General features: G+C 64.1%; 17 protein-coding genes. 10 read left to right on the forward strand and 7 right to left on the reverse strand.

From position 1 onward, the window contains the following. Positions 1–15: 15 nt before the first annotated feature. The 5 genes from QRN51_RS09980 to QRN51_RS10000 all read left to right on the forward strand — a co-directional run bounded on the left by QRN51_RS09980 (position 16) and on the right by QRN51_RS10000 (position 6,827). Positions 16–756, forward strand: a complete 741-nt coding sequence (locus QRN51_RS09980; protein ID WP_284989697.1) for a copper homeostasis protein CutC — start codon at positions 16–18, stop codon at positions 754–756. 151 nt (positions 757–907) lie between these two features. Beyond that, the gene (locus tag QRN51_RS09985) at positions 908–2,839 is read left to right on the forward strand and encodes a DUF5107 domain-containing protein (protein ID WP_284989698.1); all 1,932 of its coding nucleotides are present in this window, start codon (positions 908–910) and stop codon (positions 2,837–2,839) included. A 143-nt stretch (positions 2,840–2,982) separates the two neighbouring features. After that, positions 2,983–5,217 (forward strand): McrB family protein, encoded by a 2,235-nt coding sequence (locus QRN51_RS09990; protein WP_284989699.1) that lies wholly within the window; start codon positions 2,983–2,985, stop codon positions 5,215–5,217. Positions 5,218–5,308: 91 nt separating this feature from the next. Next, entirely contained in the window at positions 5,309–6,499 is a 1,191-nt protein-coding gene (locus QRN51_RS09995; RefSeq protein WP_284989736.1) for an McrC family protein, read from the forward strand. Positions 6,500–6,590: 91 nt separating this feature from the next. Continuing rightward, positions 6,591–6,827, forward strand: a complete 237-nt coding sequence (locus tag QRN51_RS10000; RefSeq protein WP_084784400.1) for a PLDc N-terminal domain-containing protein — start codon at positions 6,591–6,593, stop codon at positions 6,825–6,827. Here the strand turns inward: QRN51_RS10000 and QRN51_RS10005 are convergent. After that, on the reverse strand, positions 6,769–7,236 hold the full coding sequence (locus tag QRN51_RS10005; RefSeq protein WP_059388124.1) for a very short patch repair endonuclease: 468 nt from the start codon (positions 7,234–7,236) through the stop codon (positions 6,769–6,771). The genes QRN51_RS10000 and QRN51_RS10005 overlap by 59 nt on opposite strands. 276 nt (positions 7,237–7,512) lie before the next feature. On the opposite strand from QRN51_RS10005, the gene QRN51_RS10010 reads away from it, so the two are divergent. Both QRN51_RS10010 and QRN51_RS10015 read left to right on the forward strand, forming a co-directional pair. After that, the gene (locus tag QRN51_RS10010; protein WP_284989700.1) at positions 7,513–8,922 is read left to right on the forward strand and encodes a glycosyltransferase family 2 protein; all 1,410 of its coding nucleotides are present in this window, start codon (positions 7,513–7,515) and stop codon (positions 8,920–8,922) included. A gap of 2 nt (positions 8,923–8,924) precedes the next feature. Next, positions 8,925–9,182, forward strand: coding sequence for a hypothetical protein (locus QRN51_RS10015; protein ID WP_284989701.1), 258 nt, complete (start codon positions 8,925–8,927; stop codon positions 9,180–9,182). Here the strand turns inward: QRN51_RS10015 and QRN51_RS10020 are convergent. Genes QRN51_RS10020 through bioB form a run of 6 tightly spaced genes read right to left on the reverse strand, consistent with a single transcriptional unit; the run spans position 9,166 to position 14,748 of the window. Further along, positions 9,166–10,290, reverse strand: coding sequence for a cytochrome P450 (locus QRN51_RS10020; RefSeq protein WP_284989702.1), 1,125 nt, complete (start codon positions 10,288–10,290; stop codon positions 9,166–9,168). The two genes, QRN51_RS10015 and QRN51_RS10020, sit on opposite strands and share 17 nt — an antisense overlap. A 13-nt stretch (positions 10,291–10,303) precedes the next feature. Further along, a complete protein-coding gene (bioD, locus tag QRN51_RS10025) occupies positions 10,304–10,984 on the reverse strand; it encodes a dethiobiotin synthase (protein ID WP_284989703.1) in 681 nt (226 codons plus the stop codon). Next, entirely contained in the window at positions 10,981–12,156 is a 1,176-nt protein-coding gene (locus QRN51_RS10030; RefSeq protein ID WP_502870856.1) for an 8-amino-7-oxononanoate synthase, read from the reverse strand. Before QRN51_RS10030 ends, bioD begins: the two co-directional genes overlap by 4 nt. Positions 12,157–12,164: 8 nt before the next feature. Further along, complete coding sequence (locus QRN51_RS10035; protein WP_284989705.1) at positions 12,165–13,475, reverse strand: adenosylmethionine--8-amino-7-oxononanoate transaminase; 1,311 nt, start codon at positions 13,473–13,475, stop codon at positions 12,165–12,167. Further along, positions 13,472–13,723, reverse strand: coding sequence for a biotin synthase auxiliary protein BsaP (gene bsaP / locus QRN51_RS10040; RefSeq protein WP_284989706.1), 252 nt, complete (start codon positions 13,721–13,723; stop codon positions 13,472–13,474). Before bsaP ends, QRN51_RS10035 begins: the two co-directional genes overlap by 4 nt. Then, on the reverse strand, positions 13,720–14,748 hold the full coding sequence (bioB, locus tag QRN51_RS10045; RefSeq protein WP_284989707.1) for a biotin synthase BioB: 1,029 nt from the start codon (positions 14,746–14,748) through the stop codon (positions 13,720–13,722). The genes bsaP and bioB overlap by 4 nt, the downstream gene beginning before the upstream one ends. Before the next feature lie 234 nt (positions 14,749–14,982). Between bioB and QRN51_RS10050 the strand changes: the two genes are divergently transcribed. The 3 genes from QRN51_RS10050 (at position 14,983) to QRN51_RS10060 (ending at position 18,515) form a co-directional block, all read left to right on the forward strand. After that, complete coding sequence (locus QRN51_RS10050) at positions 14,983–16,734, forward strand: purine-cytosine permease family protein (RefSeq protein ID WP_284989708.1); 1,752 nt, start codon at positions 14,983–14,985, stop codon at positions 16,732–16,734. Positions 16,735–16,969: 235 nt separating this feature from the next. Beyond that, positions 16,970–17,614, forward strand: a complete 645-nt coding sequence (locus QRN51_RS10055; RefSeq protein WP_284989709.1) for a DUF6318 family protein — start codon at positions 16,970–16,972, stop codon at positions 17,612–17,614. Then, positions 17,604–18,515, forward strand: coding sequence for a hypothetical protein (locus QRN51_RS10060; protein WP_284989710.1), 912 nt, complete (start codon positions 17,604–17,606; stop codon positions 18,513–18,515). The genes QRN51_RS10055 and QRN51_RS10060 overlap by 11 nt, the downstream gene beginning before the upstream one ends. Positions 18,516–18,557 lie beyond the last annotated feature (42 nt).

Below are 18,557 nucleotides of genomic sequence, written 5' to 3' on the forward strand. Positions count from 1 at the left end.
CGTTAGAGTTTTCCCATGAAACTCGAGATCGTCGCCGTCGGTGCCCAGGGCGCTGCCGTTGCCGCCGAAGAAGGCGCGGACCGGATTGAACTTTGCAGCGCCTTGGAGCTCGGGGGACTGACTCCGAGCCAAGGGCTGATGGAAGCCGCGCAGGAAGCTGCCGACGGACGGCTGGAGATCCACCCGCTGATCCGCAGCCGGCCAGGAGACTTCCTGTACTCCGACGCGGACTTGGACACCATGGACCGCGAGATCCGGTTCCTGCTCGGGCAAGGGGCCCACGGCGTGGTGATCGGAGTCCTCACGGCCGCCGGTGACATCGACGTCCAAGCCACGCGAAAGCTCGCCGACGCGGCTCTAGAGACGAACCCCAACGCCCAGCTGACCTTCCACCGGGCCATCGACCAAACCCCGGACCCGGCGGCCGCCGTCGAGCAACTCGTGGAACTTGGTTTCACGCGGGTGCTCAGCTCCGGGGGCGCCGCGACGGTTGGAGCGGGGATCGAGACCCTCGAGCGCATGGTCCAGCGGGCGGCGGGGCGGCTTGAGGTCATGGCTGGCGGCGGACTCGTCTTGGACGATATCCCCGCCCTGCACGCCGCAGGATTGAGCGCGGTCCATTTGTCCGCCAAGGCCACGGTTTCCACGCGGAAGGACCGTGGGGACTCCTTCGGCACACCCGGCGATTCAGACCCGACGGCGTACATGGTCACCAACCGGGACCTGGTGAGGGCCGCCCGCGCCGTCTCCCGCTGACATTCCCAACTGACTGGCAGTTAATGTCGTTTTGGGCCCTCAAAACGACATCAAATGCGAGCTAGTTGGGTGGCTCCCTTTACACAGCGGCGACTTGGGTCAAAGATGGGTGAAGTCTTGCGATCGAAAATAGCCTCCAGGAGTCATAAAGATGCAAAGCCTGAGCTTCTCCACCATCACCCTGAACATGGCGGAGTTGGGTCCCAATAGCCCGCTGCCGGTGGTCATGGCTGAGTTGGACCAGCCGTACAGAATCGGCGACGGCGTCCCGGAGGAGCTGCGGGCGGCGGCCCGCTACGGCCAGGTGCCGAACATGTTCCCGTACCTGATGCAGGACGGCTACTCCCGCGAGCGGACCGCCCACGAGGTGCCCGCCGTCGTGCTCGAGAACAACAAGCTGCGTGCCGTTGTCCTCCCCACCTTGGGCGGCCGGCTCTGGGAGCTCTTCGACAAGGCCTCGGGAAAGCAGCTCCTCCACACCCATGGGACGCTGCAGTTCGCCAACATCGCCCTACGCAAGGCGTGGTTCGCCGGCGGGCTCGAATGGAACATCGGCACGCGCGGGCACTCGCCCACCACGTGCGATCCGCTGCACACGGCGATCGTCAAGTCCCCCGATGGCCACGACATTCTGCGCATGTGGGAGTTCGAACGCCTCCGCGAAGTGGTCTTCCAAGTGGACATGTGGCTTCCGGAGGACTCGGACGTCCTCCTCACAGCGGTCCGGATCAGGAACCCGCGTGACCACGAGGTCCCCATGTACTGGTGGAGCAACGCCGCGGTTCCCGAGACGGCGGAAACGCGCGTGATCGCGCCCGCCTCCGAGGCTTTCGGTAGCGATTACACCACCGACATCGCCCGCGTCCGGCCCACGGAACACCAAGGCATGGACGCCACCTGGCTGGTCAACAGCCCGCACGCCGCGGACTTCTTCTTCGACATCCAGCCCGGGCACCGGCACTGGATTACCGCAGTAGACCACGACGGCGACGGCCTGGCCATGCTGTCCACCAGCCTCCTGCGGGGCAAGAAGCTGTTCGTCTGGGGCCAGGGCGACGGCGGGAAGCGCTGGCAGGAATGGCTCAGCCCGGGCGCTGGCCCCTACGCGGAGATCCAGGCTGGGCTCGCGCAGACACAGTTCGAGCATCTGGCCATGCCTGCCGGCGCCGAGTGGAGTTGGGTAGAGGCCTACGGCAACGCGAAGCTGGATCCCGCAACCTCCCACGGCCAGGATTGGGATGCGGCCGTGACCCACGCCAGCGCCCGGCTCGAAGACCTCGTCCCGGACGCGGAGCTCGAAGTCGCCCTTGCCGAAGCCGCGCGGAACTATGCCCTGCCTCCGGACGAGATGCTGGTCCGCGGCAGTGCTTGGGGTGCTCTGGAAAGTGCCCGACGGCGGCACTCAGGCCGCGGGTGGCTGGACGAAATCGGCACTCCCTTCGCGGATGACGCAACCCCTGAGGCCATCGAGGAAACGGGTCCGTGGCACAGCCTGCTGGACGGGGCCAGCTTCCTGGGCGCCGGGACCTTCGTTGCGGGAGCCGATTGGGAAGAACTGCTGGCAAAGGATGGCGGAGCGGAGGCACAGTTCCACCTGGCCACCATGAAGCACGCCCGCCAGGATCTTGGCGGTGCGATCGCCGGATACGGTTCCGCCCTAATTGGCGACGGCCTCTCGCCACGTTCCAGGGTCCTCGCCCACCGGGGCCGGGCCCTGGCGCTTCTCGCCACCAACAAGACTGACGAGGGCTTGGGGGAACTTGCCGCAGCGAGCCGGCTGGAACCGTCCAATCTCCCCTTGCTCAGCGAAGCCATGACCCTCAGCATCCGGCACGGAGACCCCGCCCAAGCACTCGCCCTGGCGAGCGAGGCACCTGCCGGAATGTCCGACGTCGGACGCGTCCGTTTCCTGACGGCGCTCGCCCTCGCGGGTGTCGGCCAAGGCCGGGAGGCAGCAGCGATGCTGCGGGACGGCGTCGAAATACCGGACATCAGGGAAGGCGAGGACGGGATCGCCGAGCTGTGGCAGGAAGTGTGTCCCGGGGAGCCGGTGCCTGCCGGCTATCGCTTCGGGATGCACTGAACTTCCCGGGCGCATCGGCGCGGGGCGCATGCGGCGGGAAGCACGTTGTGGGACGCATGTGGCAGAACATGAGAGGCGGGACGCCTGTGGCGGGGGTGCCGACTTTCCTGATGCCAGCACCAAGAGAAACCATGTAAGTTGGCATGGTGACTCCCTCCACCAAAACCCCACTGACCCGTGCCCCCGGTATCTCCAAGGAGATCGAAGATGCGGCGTGGTTCGTGCTGGGCCCGGGGCTGCAAGGCAAGGCTTCGGCGCTCGACGCCAGTACCCGCACTTGGACGGTGGACGCCGCCGGCGAGCTCCTGGAGCGCCTGGAACGCGGCGTCGGAGATGCCAAGGCGCCCATGATGACCAACCTGCGCCAGAACCTGGAAGGGGCTTCCCGCGAGGCCAAGTTGCTCGCCGTCGAGCTTCTCTTCCTGCAGTCCCTGCCCCTGGCGCACGAGGTCAAATCGCTTAAGGTGAAGCGCGCCCGCGTCGCCGAAGCCGCGTCCTGGCTCGATCCCGAGCTCGAGCTCCCCAAGGAGCTGTACCAAGGGATGACCGATCACGGCGTCATCCGTGACAGGACTGCTGAGTTCAACTGGACGATCTGGGACCACCTGACCTGGTTGTGCCGGTTCGTGGCGCACGTCGATGGCCAGTCCAACGCGAGCATCAACAAAGCCCTCAAGGACCCGCTGAAATTCCACGAACTCGCGGCGGCAACCCCCGAGGACCAGCCGGCCATCCGGCGCAGCATCGAATACTTGGCGTGGCCCAGTTACTTCGAGCCCGTGGTCGCGGACGTTGAGCGGCGCGAAATCAGGGACGCCTTCGCCTCGCTCGTTGGCGGTGCCCACGGCGAAACGGAAGCCGACATCACCGCGGACGTCCACCGCATCCGGCTTCACCTGGACGAACAGGCCGGCCAGCGCATCGATTGGTACGACCGCCAGCTCGTCAGCCAGTGGCGCAAAGTGGGAGATCCTGGCCGCCGGGCGTGGCTGCTGCGCACGCACCAGGACTCCGCCGAGCTCCTCGCCGCGTGGCGGGACGAGGAAAAGGCGACGCTCGACGTCGAACACCTCCGCGAACTCACTCCCGGGGTGACGGCCGGGGTGGTCCAGCACGCCGTGGACGAGGACTACAAGCACCTCGGCTACGTGGAGCGGGAGGACACCAAGACTGCCGTTTTCGCGTTCCTGACCGTGATGAAGCCCGGCGACCTCGCGCTGTTCCAGAATTCCGGGGCCATCAGGATCGGAGTGGTCCTGGGCGAGCCGGAACACAATGAGGACAACCGTCGGCTCCGCCGTAAAGTGCGTTGGTTCGATGAGACCCACCCGATTGCCGAGGCTCCGCGGCACGTCCAGCGCCAACTCTCCACGTCGGGGATCGTCGTGGACGTTACAAGGGTCATCCAGTCGCTGCAGTCCCTCCTGCCGGCCGAAGCGGAGTCCGACGGCGAGGAAACCGCCGCCCCGGACGCCGTCGTCGAGCCCGTGATTGAAGGGTTCCGCCCCCTCACGGAAGAGTTCGCAGCGTCCCTTCACATGGAGCTCGAGCCGCTCAAGGAGATCGCCGAACTCCTGGAGGAGAACCGCCAATTGGTGCTCTACGGCCCTCCGGGAACGGGAAAGACCTACCTCGCCAAGCACTTGGCGGCCGAGCTCGCGGGCGACAGCACCGATGAGCGCGTCAAGCTGGTGCAGTTCCACCCGTCTTACGCGTATGAGGACTTCTTCGAGGGGTACCGGCCGGACAAGACCGACGACGGCCAGGTTTCGTTCAAGTTGGTGGCCGGACCGTTGCGTCGACTCGCGGAAGAAGCAGCGAAGCCCGGGAACTCCAACAAGCCGTACTTCCTCATCATCGACGAGATGAACCGGGCCAACCTGGCGAAAGTGTTCGGTGAGTTGTACTTCCTGCTGGAATACCGTGACGACCGCATCTACCTCCAGTACAGCCCCAACGAACCGTTCAGCCTGCCGGACAACCTCTACATCATCGGCACCATGAACACGGCGGACCGCTCCATCGCCATGATGGACGCGGCCATCCGCCGCCGCTTCGCATTCGTGGAGTTGCATCCGAAGGTGGAACCGATCCGCGGTTCGCTCCGGCGGTTCCTCGCGGCCCGCGGCCTGGACACCCTCAACGCGGACCTGCTTGACGCCTTGAACGACTCCATCGACGATTGGGACCGGGACCTGATGATCGGTCCCTCCTACTTCATGAAGAACGCGGCCCAGAACCCCGCAGGGCTGCGCCGGATCTGGAAGTACGAACTCATGCCACTCCTGGAAGAGCACTACCACGGTCAGTTGAACCGGGCCCAGCTGGAGGAGCGCTTCGGGCTGGACCAGTTGTTGGGTCGACTTGCGGTCCGCTAAGACCGCGCCACCGCGGCCGGCCCGCCCCCCGGGCATCGGAAAGCCTGCGGTCCGCGCTTCAACCAAGGCACCGGCGGTGCGGCACATCGTCATGGACGAGCTCTCCGGTGGCATCGTGGATAAGCTTGATCCGGACACGGCCGCCCTGCTCAACTCGAGCGGACTCGCGAAGGCCTCGCCGATGGGGATGGGGCTCTACCGCATCGAGCCTGTGGGCAAGGTGGGGTCGGTGCGGACGCCCACCGTCCAAATCGAGGTGCGGCCCAAGGACCGCCTTGGCTTGAATCGGCTCCTCTTCCTCCTCAGCTACGCCGGGGACCAAGGATTCCGCGAGGATTCCGTGGCCGCCGTCGAGCACAAGGACCTGTGGAGCGCCCTGGCCGAGTCCCTCGCCCAGTTGGCGGAGCGGGCGCTCAGCCGAGGTCCGCTGCAGGGCTATCTCACTGTGGACGAGTCGCTCCGGACGGTCAAGGGCCGTATCCGGATCTCGGACCAGATCTCCCGGCGCCCCGGAATGCTGGTACCGCTGGAAGTCTCCTACGACGAATTCACCGAGGACATTGCCGAGAACCGCATTCTCCGTGCCGCCCTTGAGCGGATGGGCAAGGTTCCCGGCGTGCGGCAAAACGTCCTGAGCCGCTTGCGGCAGCTCAAGGGAAAGCTCGACGCCGTCACGCGGCTGCAGTCCGGAGCGCCGCTGCCGAAGTGGCAGGCCAACCGGATGAACCTCCGCTACCACCCTGTCCTCCGCTTGGCCGAGCTCATCCTGCGGAATGCCTCTGCGGAAGCGGGCGAGGGGAAGCAGCAGACCGCCTCGTTTGTAGTGGACATGTCCACTGTGTTTGAGGAATTCGTGGGTGTGGCTTTGCGGGCGGCCATGCGGGCACATCCGGGTGAAATGCGGCTTCAATACGGCGCCACCCTCAACGAAGCTGTGCGGGATTCGGACCGGCTCACCGTGCGCCCCGACGCCGTGCATTTCCTGGGTGGCCGGCCCGTGGTGGTGTACGACTCGAAATACGCCTCGGCCACCGATTCCGGGGCATCGCTCAACGCGGACCACTATCAACTCCTGGCCTACTGCACGGCGTTGCAAGTGCCCACGGCGTGGCTGGTCTACGCGGGCAAGGGCGAGATGAAGCTGCGACGGATCCTCAACACGGATATCGACATTGTGGAGTACCCGCTGGACTTGTCGCGGCCACCGGCGGAGATCCTTGCCGCCGTCACGGACCTGGCCCAGCAGTCCTGGGGCGAAGTGGTGCGCCAGGCTCGGCTATGAGGGGCATCCGGTTCCGTCCTGTTCCGTCCTGTTCCGTCCGGGCGGCCGGCAGACTAGCCTGAGAGGGCAAGTCACTGCAGATGGAGGCATCATGCACGGCAAGAAAAAGAAGAAGTCCTGGAAGGACATGACTCCGGGGCAGCGGGTAGGCGTGCTTGTGATGGGTGCGGGACAGATGGCGTTGCTCATCGCGGCACAGCGTAGCATTTCCAAGACCCCCGCGGCCCAGATCAGGGGGAACAAAGCTGTTTGGCGGGCTGCAAGCTTCATCAATTTCTTCGGGCCGCTGAGCTACTTCCTGTTCGGCCGCCGTCGAGGAACTGCGTGAGCTGACTCTCCAAAGCCGAACGGTCCCGCAGTTCGCATTCCCACACGGTGAGAACCTCCCATCCCGAGGCCCTCAGCAATTCGCGCTGTCCGGCGTCGCGCTCCCGGGTGCGGTTGCGCTTGGCTGCCCAGAAATCCGCGTTGCCGGTCGGTGAGTGCTGGCCTGCCTTGCAATCGTGGAAGTGCCAGAAGCATCCGTTCACGAAAATCACCTTGCGCCGGCCGGCAAACACGAGATCCGGGCTGCCTGGCAATTTCCCGCCCGCAGCCCGGCCATGGAGCCGGTAGCGGTAACCCTTGGCATGCAGTAGCCGACGGACCAAGAGCTCGGGCTTGGTGTTCTTGCCCCGGATCTTGGACATGTTCAGGCTGCGTTGCTCAGGCGTCAGCAGGTCGCGGCTCTCGCCCATATCCTCAGTCTACGCAGCACCCCCTCCAACGCTCGCTCACGAATGTGGGTCTTTCCGTGGACGCCCGCTCACGTATGGCGCCCAAAACTAGAACCCTCGATCACATGATGTGAGCGGGCGTTGGCCGGAAAGGCCTTGTTTGTGAGCGGGCGTTGGTTGGAAGGGCTTGTTTGTGAGCGAGGGTCGGCCGGAAATGCCCATGATGTGAGCGAGCGTCGGCCTCGCGCCGCGAACGACTGATAGCATTCGCCGGTGGGTCGAGGGATATTTCAGCGCATGGTCGGCATTGTGATCGCGGTAACAGTCGGCGGTGCAGCGGCCCTTTTGTGGTTCGCTATTGCCTCGACAGGGAATTCAGCGGTCGAATCGCGGGCTGAGGGGATTGTCCTCGGTGTCTGGAGGATTCTCTACGATTCAGTGGCGCCGCAGCCCCGCGTGATTCTCGTGGCCATAGCCTTTGCCCTTCTGCTATCCGCTGGCGTGGCTGTGCTGGAGCAGCGCATTGCCAACAGATCACGCCGCTCCGCGCATCCCCGGACACCGCTGGCGCCAAAGATCGTCATGGACGAAACCCGCGGTGTGTACGCCGGCCCGGTCACGGTGACCGTCTTGATCCCTGCGCACAATGAAGAAGCCTCGTTGCCAGCCACCATCGCCTCCCTTTTGTCCCAATCGCACCGCCCGGACCGCGTGGTTGTGGTTGCCGACAACTGCACTGATGCAACTGCCGCCCTTGCCCGCGAGGCCGGGGTTGAGGTCTTCGAATCGGTGGACAACACGAAGAAGAAGGCCGGCGCACTCAACCAGGCACTGAAGTGGCTGCTACCAGGCCAAGGCGATAACGACGTCGTCATGGTCATGGATGCCGACACCCGCCTTGACGATGGATTCCTGGAAGTCGCGGTTGCGCGGATGAGCAATGACCGGGCACTGATGGCTGTAGGTGGTCTTTTCTACGGGGAAGAGGGACACGGAATTGTCGGCCAATTCCAACGTAACGAATATATCCGGTATTCCCGGGAAATCGGACGACGGCGTGGCCGCGTTTTTGTGCTGACCGGGACGGCCTCGCTTTTCCGTCCCCGCGCCTTGCGCACTGTTGCCCAGAGCCGGGGCGAATCGATCCCGGGAATTCAGGGAGACGTTTACGACACGGCATCGTTGACCGAGGATAATGAGCTCACGATTGCCTTGAAGTCCCTCGGCGGCCTCATGATTTCCCCCATGCAATGCACTGTGGTCACCGAATTGATGCCGAATTTCCGCACCTTGTGGGCGCAACGACTCCGTTGGCAGCGGGGTGCCCTGGAAAACCTTGGGGCTTACGGGGCCACACCCCAGACGCTCCGCTACTGGGCGCAGCAGTTCGGCATTGGCTACGGAGTGATTGCCCTCAGCGCGTACCTCCTGCTGATCCTCTTGATGGTTTTGTCCCTGGACAACTGGGTCTGGTTCCCGTTCTGGCTGGGAATCGGCGTCGTCTTCTCCATCGAGCGGGTTGTCACCGTGTGGAAGGGTGGCTGGCGGGCACGCCTCTTGGCAGTCACGCTCTTTCCGGAGTTGTTCTTCGACATGTTCCTCAACGTGGTGTATGTCAAGGGAATCATCGACATTTCCCTTGGCAAGCAAGCCAAATGGAAACACCTCAACCATTCACCAACCGGCGAACCATCGAAGGCAGGGTAATCATGGCTATTTCCGCTTCCCTTCCCACTGGAATTTTGTTTCCCGAGGGAATTCTGCATTCCGATTGGTTTGCCGTCTTGGCGACCTTCGTTGCGATTAATACGTTGATGTATGGCGCGCTGGCCATCGCCAAAATCTTGCCGAAAGTGCACCCCGGCGATTGGGTTCGCACCCGGAACCAGCGATCGGAAACCCGCAGCATCCACCCCGATGCGCCGGCAGTGAACGAGGCCACCGACTTCCTCAGATCTCGACGCTGACCGTCCGCGGAGCTTGGAAAGACAGCAGGCGGAGCCACTCGGGGTTCGGCTCTGCCAAACGGACGCATTGCATCGCTGCCGCGGTTTCCTGCACGACGACGGCGGCCTCCAGTTCCGCGAGCTTCGCACCAAGGCAACGGTGAATCCCTGAGCCGAAGGCCAGCCCGTAGGCCGTGGGACCCTGCTCGTGGGCCGCCGAAGCCCGGCCGGATGACGCGTGGTTGCCCGTGAGTTCCAGGAGGATTTCGGCGCCGGCGGGGACGCGCTCGCCGTCGAGCACTGTGTCCTGGGCGGCAACCCGGCGCCATGTGGGAACGGAGGATTCCGTAGCCAGGACGTGCCGGATGAGGTCCCGTGCAGTGGTTCCGGAGGCCGCGTCTTTCCAGTCAAAGCCCACTGATCCCTCGGCAAGCCGGAATAGCGCAGTGCTGATGAGTTGAGTGGTGGTTTCCTGCCCTGCGATGAGCAGGAAGTAGCCGAGGGAACAGATCTCCGGCGTGCTGAGGCCGTGCTCCGCCAAGGAGCGGAAGAGATTGCGTCCGGGGGATGCCACGGCTTCGAGGACGAGTTCCCGCAGCCAGCTGTAGAACCCGGCCGCGCTGTGCGCCAGTTCCAGTTGCCTCTCGGGATCCGGCCAGCCCCAGAACAGCTCGAGCGAGTCCAGGCTCCAGGCTTTTAGCTCCGGAAGATCACGGACAGGGAGTCCCAGAAGCTCCAACATCACGATCGCCGGCGGGTACGCTGCCACGGCCTGCACCAGATCCACTTGCCCACCCTTTTCCAGCAGGCCAACAGCGGCGGCAGCGGCATCCCGCGCGATGCCGCGGATGCGCGGCTCAAAAGCACCCACCGTTGCCGGGGTAAAGAACCCGGCCACCACCTTGCGAATGCCAGCGTGGGAAGCCGTGTCATTGCTGGCCAGCACCGGCGGCAGCGCGAAGCGGGCGCGCTGCAGGACCCGCAACGATGGTCCGGACAAAGGTGTCACAGCGATGAGGGCATTCGCCGGGCTGAAGTCTTCCGGCCGGTGCAGGACTTCCCGCACAGCCGAGGGCTCCCGCAGCACCAGATACGGGCACGTCTGGGCGCTGGCAGAAGGGGCGCTCATGACCAGGCCCCGTTCATGACCAGGCCCCGTTCAGCCAGTGCACACTCGCCGCCCGGAACGTCACGGGTGGGAGGTCCGCGGCGCGCTCGGGGAGCACCCCAAGAAGCGGCCGCAACGTGCCGAGCGCCGCCCGGTTGCCGTGTTCCAGCACGCCCGGGTCGTCCGGCCAGGTTCCCAGAATCACTCCAAGCACAGCCAAATCCCTGCGTTCCAGGGCTTCGAGCGTCAGCGCCGTGTGGTTCAGGGTTCCCAACGCGGGGCGGGCAACCACCACAAAAGTCGCGTCACTGCCAAGGCGGCTGCCCAGATCCGCCAGCGTGCCGCCGTCGGGGTCCAACTCCACGAGGAGACCGCCGGAACCCTCCACGAGGACATGGTCATGCGTGCCGGCAAGTTCGCGGACGCGCGCGGCATATGCCGCAAGCTGAGGCAGCGTGACGCCGTCCAGCGCGGCCGCGGGCACCGGGGCGAGGGGTTCTTGGAGCACGACGCCGGCCTCGGCTGTGAGCGGTCCGGCCAAGCGGGTGATTTCGGCGCAATCGGAATCGCCCGTCACGGCGCCGCTCTGGCACGGCTTGTACACGGCCACCGAGCGACCGTCCGCCTGCAGCGCGGACGCAAGCGCCGCCGTCGTGACGGTCTTGCCGACGCCGGTGTCCGTTCCGGTGACCAGCACTATGGGTGGCAGTTTCATGGCATTTCCTCCAGGATGCGGCGCAACGTTGCGCACGCGTAGTCGATGTCGCGGGGAGTGAGGGTGGCGCGGGCCGTCAGCCTGAGGCGCGAGACGCCGTCGGGCACCGAGGGCGGGCGGAAGCAGCCGACGCGGACACCCGCCCCGTGCGCCGCCTGGCTCGCCGCAAGTGCGGCCGCAGCGGAGGGCATGGGAACGGACTGAACGGCACCTGCCGTCTGAAGCGGCGCGCCAACGGGCACGACGGCGATGCCCGGCTCGCGCAGCACGGGCGCCAGTCCGGCGCTGAGGCTGGCGGCGTTGTGGTGAACTGCCGCCGCACGCCACGGTTCAGTGCGGATGATCCCGACGGCGGCCAGGGCAGCCGCGGCCGACGACGGTGCGAGCCCGGTGTCGAAGATGAAGCTGCGGGCCCGGTTGACGAGGTGCTCGCGGAGCAGCGCGCTGCCAAGCACGGCACCCCCTTGGCTGCCGAGCGACTTGGAAAGGGTCGCAGTCAGCACCACGTAGGGGTGGCCCGAAAGCTCAGTTCCAGCCACCGAGCCGTGACCCTCAAATGCCCCGTGGCCCGCAACACCGAGGCTATGGGCTTCGTCCACGATGAGCATCGCGTCGTGCTCTTCGGCCAGCGCCAACAGCCGGGGGAGCGGGGCGGCATCGCCGAAGACACTGTAGATGGACTCGACGGCGATCAGGGCCCTGGGCTCGGTACGGGTGCGCAGACAGTGCTCGGTCGCGAGGAGATTGTTGTGCGGGACCGTTTCCACCCTCGACCGGCTCAAGCGGAAACCGTCAATCAGCGAAGCATGGCAATGCTCGTCGGCCACGATGAGGGCCCCGGGGCCGCCGAGCGCCGTCGTGACCCCCAGATTCGCCAAGTACCCGGAAGAGAAGACCAACGCCGATTCCATGCCGGTGAGGCTCGCGAGCTCGGATTCGAGCTCGAGGTGCAGCGCCGTGGTACCGGCAACCAGCCGCGAGGACGTGGCACCGGTTCCCCAACGGCCAATCGCTTCGCGGGCGGCCTCTGCCAGCCTCGGGTCCTGCGCGAGTCCAAGATAGTCGTTGCTCGCCAGGTCCACCGCAGCGTCCGGACCGAGGCGCGTCAAGGGCGAACGGACGAGTCCTCGGCGCTCGCGGACCGCGGCCTGCTGTTCCAACCACGCGGTCATTGACCTGCTCATGGCCCGTGCACCTCGGCAACGGCCGCCACCATACCCTCTGCGATCCGCCGGATCTCCTCGGCGGTGCTGATGTAGGGCGGCATCGCGTATACAAGGTTCCGGAACGGCCGCACCCACACCCCATGCCCGACGGCGGCACTCGTCACTGCGGCGACGTCCACTTCCGTGTTCAACTCGATGACGCCCACGGCGCCGATGGTGCGGACGTCCTTGACGGCGTCGAACGCATTTGCAGCTTCGAGGCCGGCCGCCAGGCCCGAGCCGATCCGGGCCACATCGCTGCGCCACCCGCCGCCGTCGAGAATTCCCAGGCTCGCATTGGCCACGGAACACGCGAGCGGATTGCCCATGAACGTGGGTCCGTGCAGCAAGGCTCCGGCACCGCCGCTCGATACGCGGGCCGCCACTTCGCCCGTGCAGAGCATCGCCGCGAGCGTGAGGTAACCGCCCGTGAGTGCTTTGCCGACGCACATGATGTCGGGAACCACGCCCGCATGCTGCGCGGCGAAGAGCTCGCCCGTGCGGCCGAAGCCCGTTGCGATCTCGTCGAGGATCAGGAGGATCCCGTGCCGATCGGCGATGTCGCGGAGGATGCGGAGACATTCGGCGGCGTAGACGAACATGCCGCCGGCGCCTTGAAGCACGGGTTCCACGATGATCGCGGCGAGCTCGTTGGCGTGTTCTTGGGCGAGGGCTTCTGTGTGCGCCTGCCATTCCGCGATTTCCTCGGGCGGCGCGCCCGCGGCGGGTAGCCTCGCGGCGAACACATTGGCTCCGAGCAGCCCGGGGAAGGCCGAGTGCATGCCATCCACGGGGTCGCAGACGCCCATCGCCGCGAAGGTGTCGCCATGGTAACCGCCGCGGATGCTGAGGAAGCGTTGCCTCTTGGGGAACCCCGACGCAGTCTGGAACTGTACCGCGAGCTTGAGCGCCACCTCCACGGACACCGATCCAGAATCCGCCAGGAAAACCCGCTCCAACCTCGGCCGATCCGCCGCGGAAGGGGCCATGGCGACCAGCCGTTCGGCCAATTCGACGGCGGGTTCATGGGTGAGGCCGCCGAACATCACGTGGCTGAACGTAGCTAGTTGGCGCTTCGCCGCGGCATCCAGGACGGGATTCCGGTACCCGTGGATGACCGACCACCAGGAGGACATGGCATCGAGCACCTCGTGGCGTTGGCCGGTTTCGTCGCGGAGCCGCAGCGTCACGCCGTCGGCGTCTTCGACTTCCCACAACGGCAGCGTCCCCGACGCCGGAGCGTAGGGATGCCAGAGGCTTGCCCGGTCACGCTGGATGACGCTCATGGCGTAACCCGGCCGTGGCGCGAGCATTCAGCGGTCCAGCCGAGCGGCGTGACCTGGACTTTCATGCGGCGCCGGCAGACAGCGCAATAGCGGGGAGGCTCCATCGCGAGGCGCTGCTGGCAGCCCAGGTGGGCGTCCGACGTCGGGCGCTCACCTTGGGGTACCGGGTCGCCCTGCATGGCGGGTCTGGCTTGCGTGGCGGGTCCGCCGCAGTGCCCGCAGAAGCTTGCCGTCTCAACAGTACTCACAGCGACTTCTGGAGTTCCTTGATGGGCATGTTCAGTTCCACGAGGAGGTTGAGGTCTGCGTCGGCGGGTCGGCCGAGCGTGGTGAGGTAGTTGCCGACGATCACCGCGTTGATGCCGCCCATGAGGCCTTCGCGCGTGCCGAGGTCGCCCAGGGTCAGTTCCCGTCCGCCGGCGTAACGCAGCACGGTCCGCGGCATGGCGAGGCGGAACGCCGCTATGGCGCGGAGGGCGTCCTTGCCGTCCATGATTCCCTGGTTTTCGAGGGGCGTTCCCGGGCGCGGATTGAGGAAGTTCAGCGGGACTTCGTGCGGTTCGAGGGCCGCAAGCTGGCTGGCGAGTTCGGCGCGCTGGGCGGTGGTTTCGCCCATGCCGATCAGGGCACCGCAGCACAGTTCCATGCCGGCCGCCTTGACCATGTTGCAAGTATCGAGGCGTTCCTCGTAGGTGTGCGTGGTGACGACTTCGGGGAAGTAGCTGCGCGCGGTTTCGAGGTTGTGGTTGTAGCGGTGGACGCCCCATTCGGCGAGTTGGTCCACTTGGCGCTGGGTGAGCATGCCCAGCGAGCACGCGATGTTGATGTCCACTTCTGCGTTGATGCGGTCGATCGCGAACTTGATCTGGTTCATGAGCTTGATGTCCGGGCCTCGGACGGCTGCGACGATGCAGAACTCCGTGGCCCCGGTGGCGGCGGTTTCCTTCGCGGCCTTCACAAGCTCGGGGATGTCGAGCCAGACGCCCCGGACCGGACTGTCAAAGAGGCCCGACTGGCTACAGAAGTGGCAGTCCTCAGGGCATCCTCCGGTCTTGATGGAGATGATTCCCTCCACTTCGACGTCCTCGCCGCAGTGCTCCAGGCGGACTTCGTGGGCAAGCTGCAGGGCTTCGGGAATGGCCTCGTCCGGGAGCTCGAGGATCTCGAGCAGTTGGGCTTCGCTGAGTCCTTCGCCTTTCGCGAGGACTTGCTCGCGGGCTGTTTCCAGAATCGGATAGGTGGACGTACGCCTTGGGTTTGGCTGGGTGGTCATGATGCTCCTCGGCCGTTACTTGCAGGGGATGGTGCGTTCCTTCACGACGGTAGTGGGCCTACGGGACCGCGATTTTGTTGGACGTCCACAAACCCGGAGCCGCAATCTTGGCGTCCAACTCGCTGGATAAGTTACAGCGCGGAAACATCGTCGTGACTCCGTGGTTCCATCCCGCCGATAGCGTCGAGCCCATGTTCATCGGGGAAACATGTCGAGACGAGGAAAGTTTTGGGGATGACTGACGATTCGAAGACAACGCAAGTGCTTGAACCACCGACGGCGGGTGGCTCCCCGATGGGGGTCGCCGTCGTCGAACCTTCCGAGGCGCTAGGCGCCGGGAGCCGCACGGCTGGTAATGCCGATGCGATGAGCGCAGCGAAGGAGAGCCTGGAGGACTACACCCTCAGGTTCGCGCCACGGTCCTACCGCAAATGGGGTGCGGGTGTGGTGGCGACGAGTGCGCTCGGTGGAATCGCGTATTTGGCTGATTTCTCGATCGGCGCGAACATCGGTATTTCGTACGGCACCGTAAACGCTATTTTCGGAATCGTGGTGGCGGCCGTGGTCATTTTCGCCACCGGATTTCCCTTGGCCTATTATGCGGCGCGCTATAACATCGACCTTGACCTCATCACGCGGGGTTCCGGATTCGGCTATTACGGCTCGGTGGTCACCAACGTCATTTTCGCGACGTTCACGTTCATCTTCTTCGCGCTTGAGGGTTCCATCATGGCTCAAGGCCTGGAACTTGGGCTGGGCATCCCGCAGTGGCTCGGTTATGCGGCGTCCACGCTTATTGTGATTCCCTTGGTGATTTACGGGATGAAGGCCTTGTCCAAGCTGCAGGTGTGGACCACTCCTTTATGGCTCCTGCTCATGGTGGTTCCCGTGGGGTATTTGGTGATTTCGCACCCGGACAGCATCGGGGAATTCTTCGCGTTCACGGGCAAATCCGGCGCTGAAGGCACCAACCTGGCCTCCGTGATGCTGGCCGCGGGTGTCTGCCTGTCGCTCATGGCGCAGATCGCGGAGCAGATTGACTATTTGCGTTTCATGCCTCCCAAGACCGCCGAGAACCGTGGTGCTTGGTGGCGTGCCGTGATCCTCGCGGGGCCGGGCTGGGTGATTTTCGGCGCGATCAAGCAGATCGTGGGCATGTTCATTGCCATCTACCTGATTGCGACCCTGGATCCAGCCGCCTCCGCGCATGCCAACGAGCCGGTGCATCAATTCCTTGGCGTGTACCAGGAAATGATGCCGGCCTGGCTGGCGATGACCTTGGCCGTGGTGCTTGTGGTCATTTCGCAAATCAAGATCAACGTGACCAATGCCTACTCCGGCTCGCTCGCGTGGACCAACAGCTTCACGCGTATCACCAAGAGTTACCCGGGGCGCATGGTGTTCGTGGTGGTGAACCTGGTGATTGCGCTGGTGCTGATGGAAGCGAACATGTTCGAGTTCCTGAACACCATCCTTGGGTTCTACGCGAATTGCGCCATGGCATGGGTGGTTACCGTTGCGTCCGATATTGCCATCAACAAGTATTTGCTCAAGATTTCGCCCAAGGTTCCCGAATTCCGCCGAGGCATGCTTTTCGCAGTCAACCCGGTGGGCTTCGTGTCGATGTTGGTTTCGGCCGTTATCTCGATTGCGGTGTTCTTCGGCGCTTTCGGCTCAGCTGTGCAGCCATATTCGCCGATCTTCGCCGTTGGGCTGGCGCTTGTGCTGCCGCCAGCGCTGGCCGTTTTAACCCGCGGGAAGTACTACCTACGCCGCTCCGACGACGGAATCGATCTGCCGATGTTCGACGCCGACGGCAACCCGAGCGACGCCAAGCTGCTGTGCCACGTGACCGGACTGGAGTTCGAGCGCCCGGACATGGTCCGCTCGGCCCAGGATGGGCCCGACGGCGAGCCGCAGTTCATCTCTTCGCTCGCCTTGTCGACGGATAAGTCGGGGGAGTTGGTCCTGCCTGCCCAAAAGTAGGTAGGAGTTCAAGGTCCCATAGGCCTCGACGACGGATGGGCGGCCTGGCCGCGGTCCCGTCGTCGGGGCCCTTGGTTTGTGTTTGTTGTGGTGGGCTGGTTGTGGTGGGCCGCGCTGGTGAAGCGATGGTGTGTAATGAACCAGAGCCTGTGGATAACTTTCCCGCCACGACGGGCAATTAAGCTACCCTTTTTGGAAACGTTTAGTCTTGAAAACTATTTGGGGATAGCAAACCATGACTCCACGCACCTCGGTTTCTGCTCGCTTTTTCATGATTGTCAGCCTTGGCACGGCGTTGACGCTGACTGCGTGCGGGATCAGTACCCAGCCGCAGTCTGCGTCGCCTACAGTTTCTGCTTCAGCTTCAGCCAGCGTCACTGGTGCTCCCTCTCCGACCTCGACGGCTGTTTACAAACCCGCGGACGCCAAGGGGAAAGCCGAGAACGTCCCGGTTCCCGTGTTGCCGGAGGCCGCGAAGGCGAACACGAAGGAAGGCGTGGAGGCGTTTGCGAGGTACTGGTATGACCTGATGAACTTCGCGTATGAAACGGGTGATCTTAAGCCCGTTAATACCGTCACCGGGTCAGGCTGCGCCTCCTGCTCCCGAGTGCGTCCGACCGTTGAAGAGTGGAACTCCGGCGGAAAATGGATTGAGGGTGGCAAATTATCGATTGTGGCCGCTGACACCAAGTTCACCCCCGATACCGGTGGGAACTATCAAGTGATCATTCAGTATCATCGGCAAGCGATTTCGTATCACCGATCGGATGGTTCTGTAGAACAGTCATCACCCAAGACCAGCCTTCAAGCCGACATCATGATTGCCAATTTTAACAACGGGGCGTGGACTGCGTCGAACGTCGATAGAATTGGCGGATAGCGAATTGAAATCTTGGGGATTTCGTTTTGCGGCCGCAGTCATGCTTTTGTTTTTTGTGTCGATTTTGGTCGCCCCGGTCTCGCTGGCAGCGGGTCCCATCGTTGACTGGAACGATGATGGTGTTGGGGTCTGGAGGATCGACCCTGCCACGGGAAACTGGGTTGACCTCCCTGCGGAGTCGCCCGTTTCCCAAAAACGATACAAATACGAGATGCTCTGCATCGTAAACGATCGGAACGATGTTGATTCAGCCTGTGTTACCCGTGCACGATGCAACGAAGGTGAAAATGGTCGACCCGTAAGGTGGTTTGACCAATTCACTTTCTCCGACTCCGATGTTTGGCAGCGGATCGAACCGGACCGTTGCTTGTATTCGGAAAAGCCCACAGACGTGCTCGAGAAAATTGCCGCCCAGATACAGTCGAAATTCGAACAACTTCCAATCACACCAGCAGTATCTGGCATTCAGCCATTTCCACATACGCTGAGGGGCGCTGAAACCAACTTCTACGCTGAGGCCTCCGAACAGGCTTTTACTGTGGACATGCTCGGGCAAAAGGTGGTCATAAAGGCAGAACCGGTCGAATATCGATGGGACTACGGAGATGGTGCGACGCTCGGGCCGGGGCCAACTATGGGTGGTCCACTTCCTGAAGAAAGATGGGGCGAAAAGACGCGCACGAGCCACGCTTACGCCGGGACAGATGACTACTGGGTTGTTTTGACCACCACCTTCCGCGGCACCTACTCCGTGAACGGCGGTCCGGACATGCCGATTCCCGGCACAGGACAATTTGCGTCGCCGTCCCAGAAGGTGAGCGTCTGGAGGTCGATCACGCGCAACTACGCCGACAACTGCATCGTGAATCCGCGGGGCGAAGGCTGCCCGGGCGTTCCCTAAGGGCGTGTGATCCGCGTCTCAACAGGAATAGTTGCAGGCGCG

Origin of the sequence: Arthrobacter sp. efr-133-TYG-120 (assembly GCF_030209785.1) — a bacterium.
Classification (GTDB): domain Bacteria; phylum Actinomycetota; class Actinomycetes; order Actinomycetales; family Micrococcaceae; genus Arthrobacter.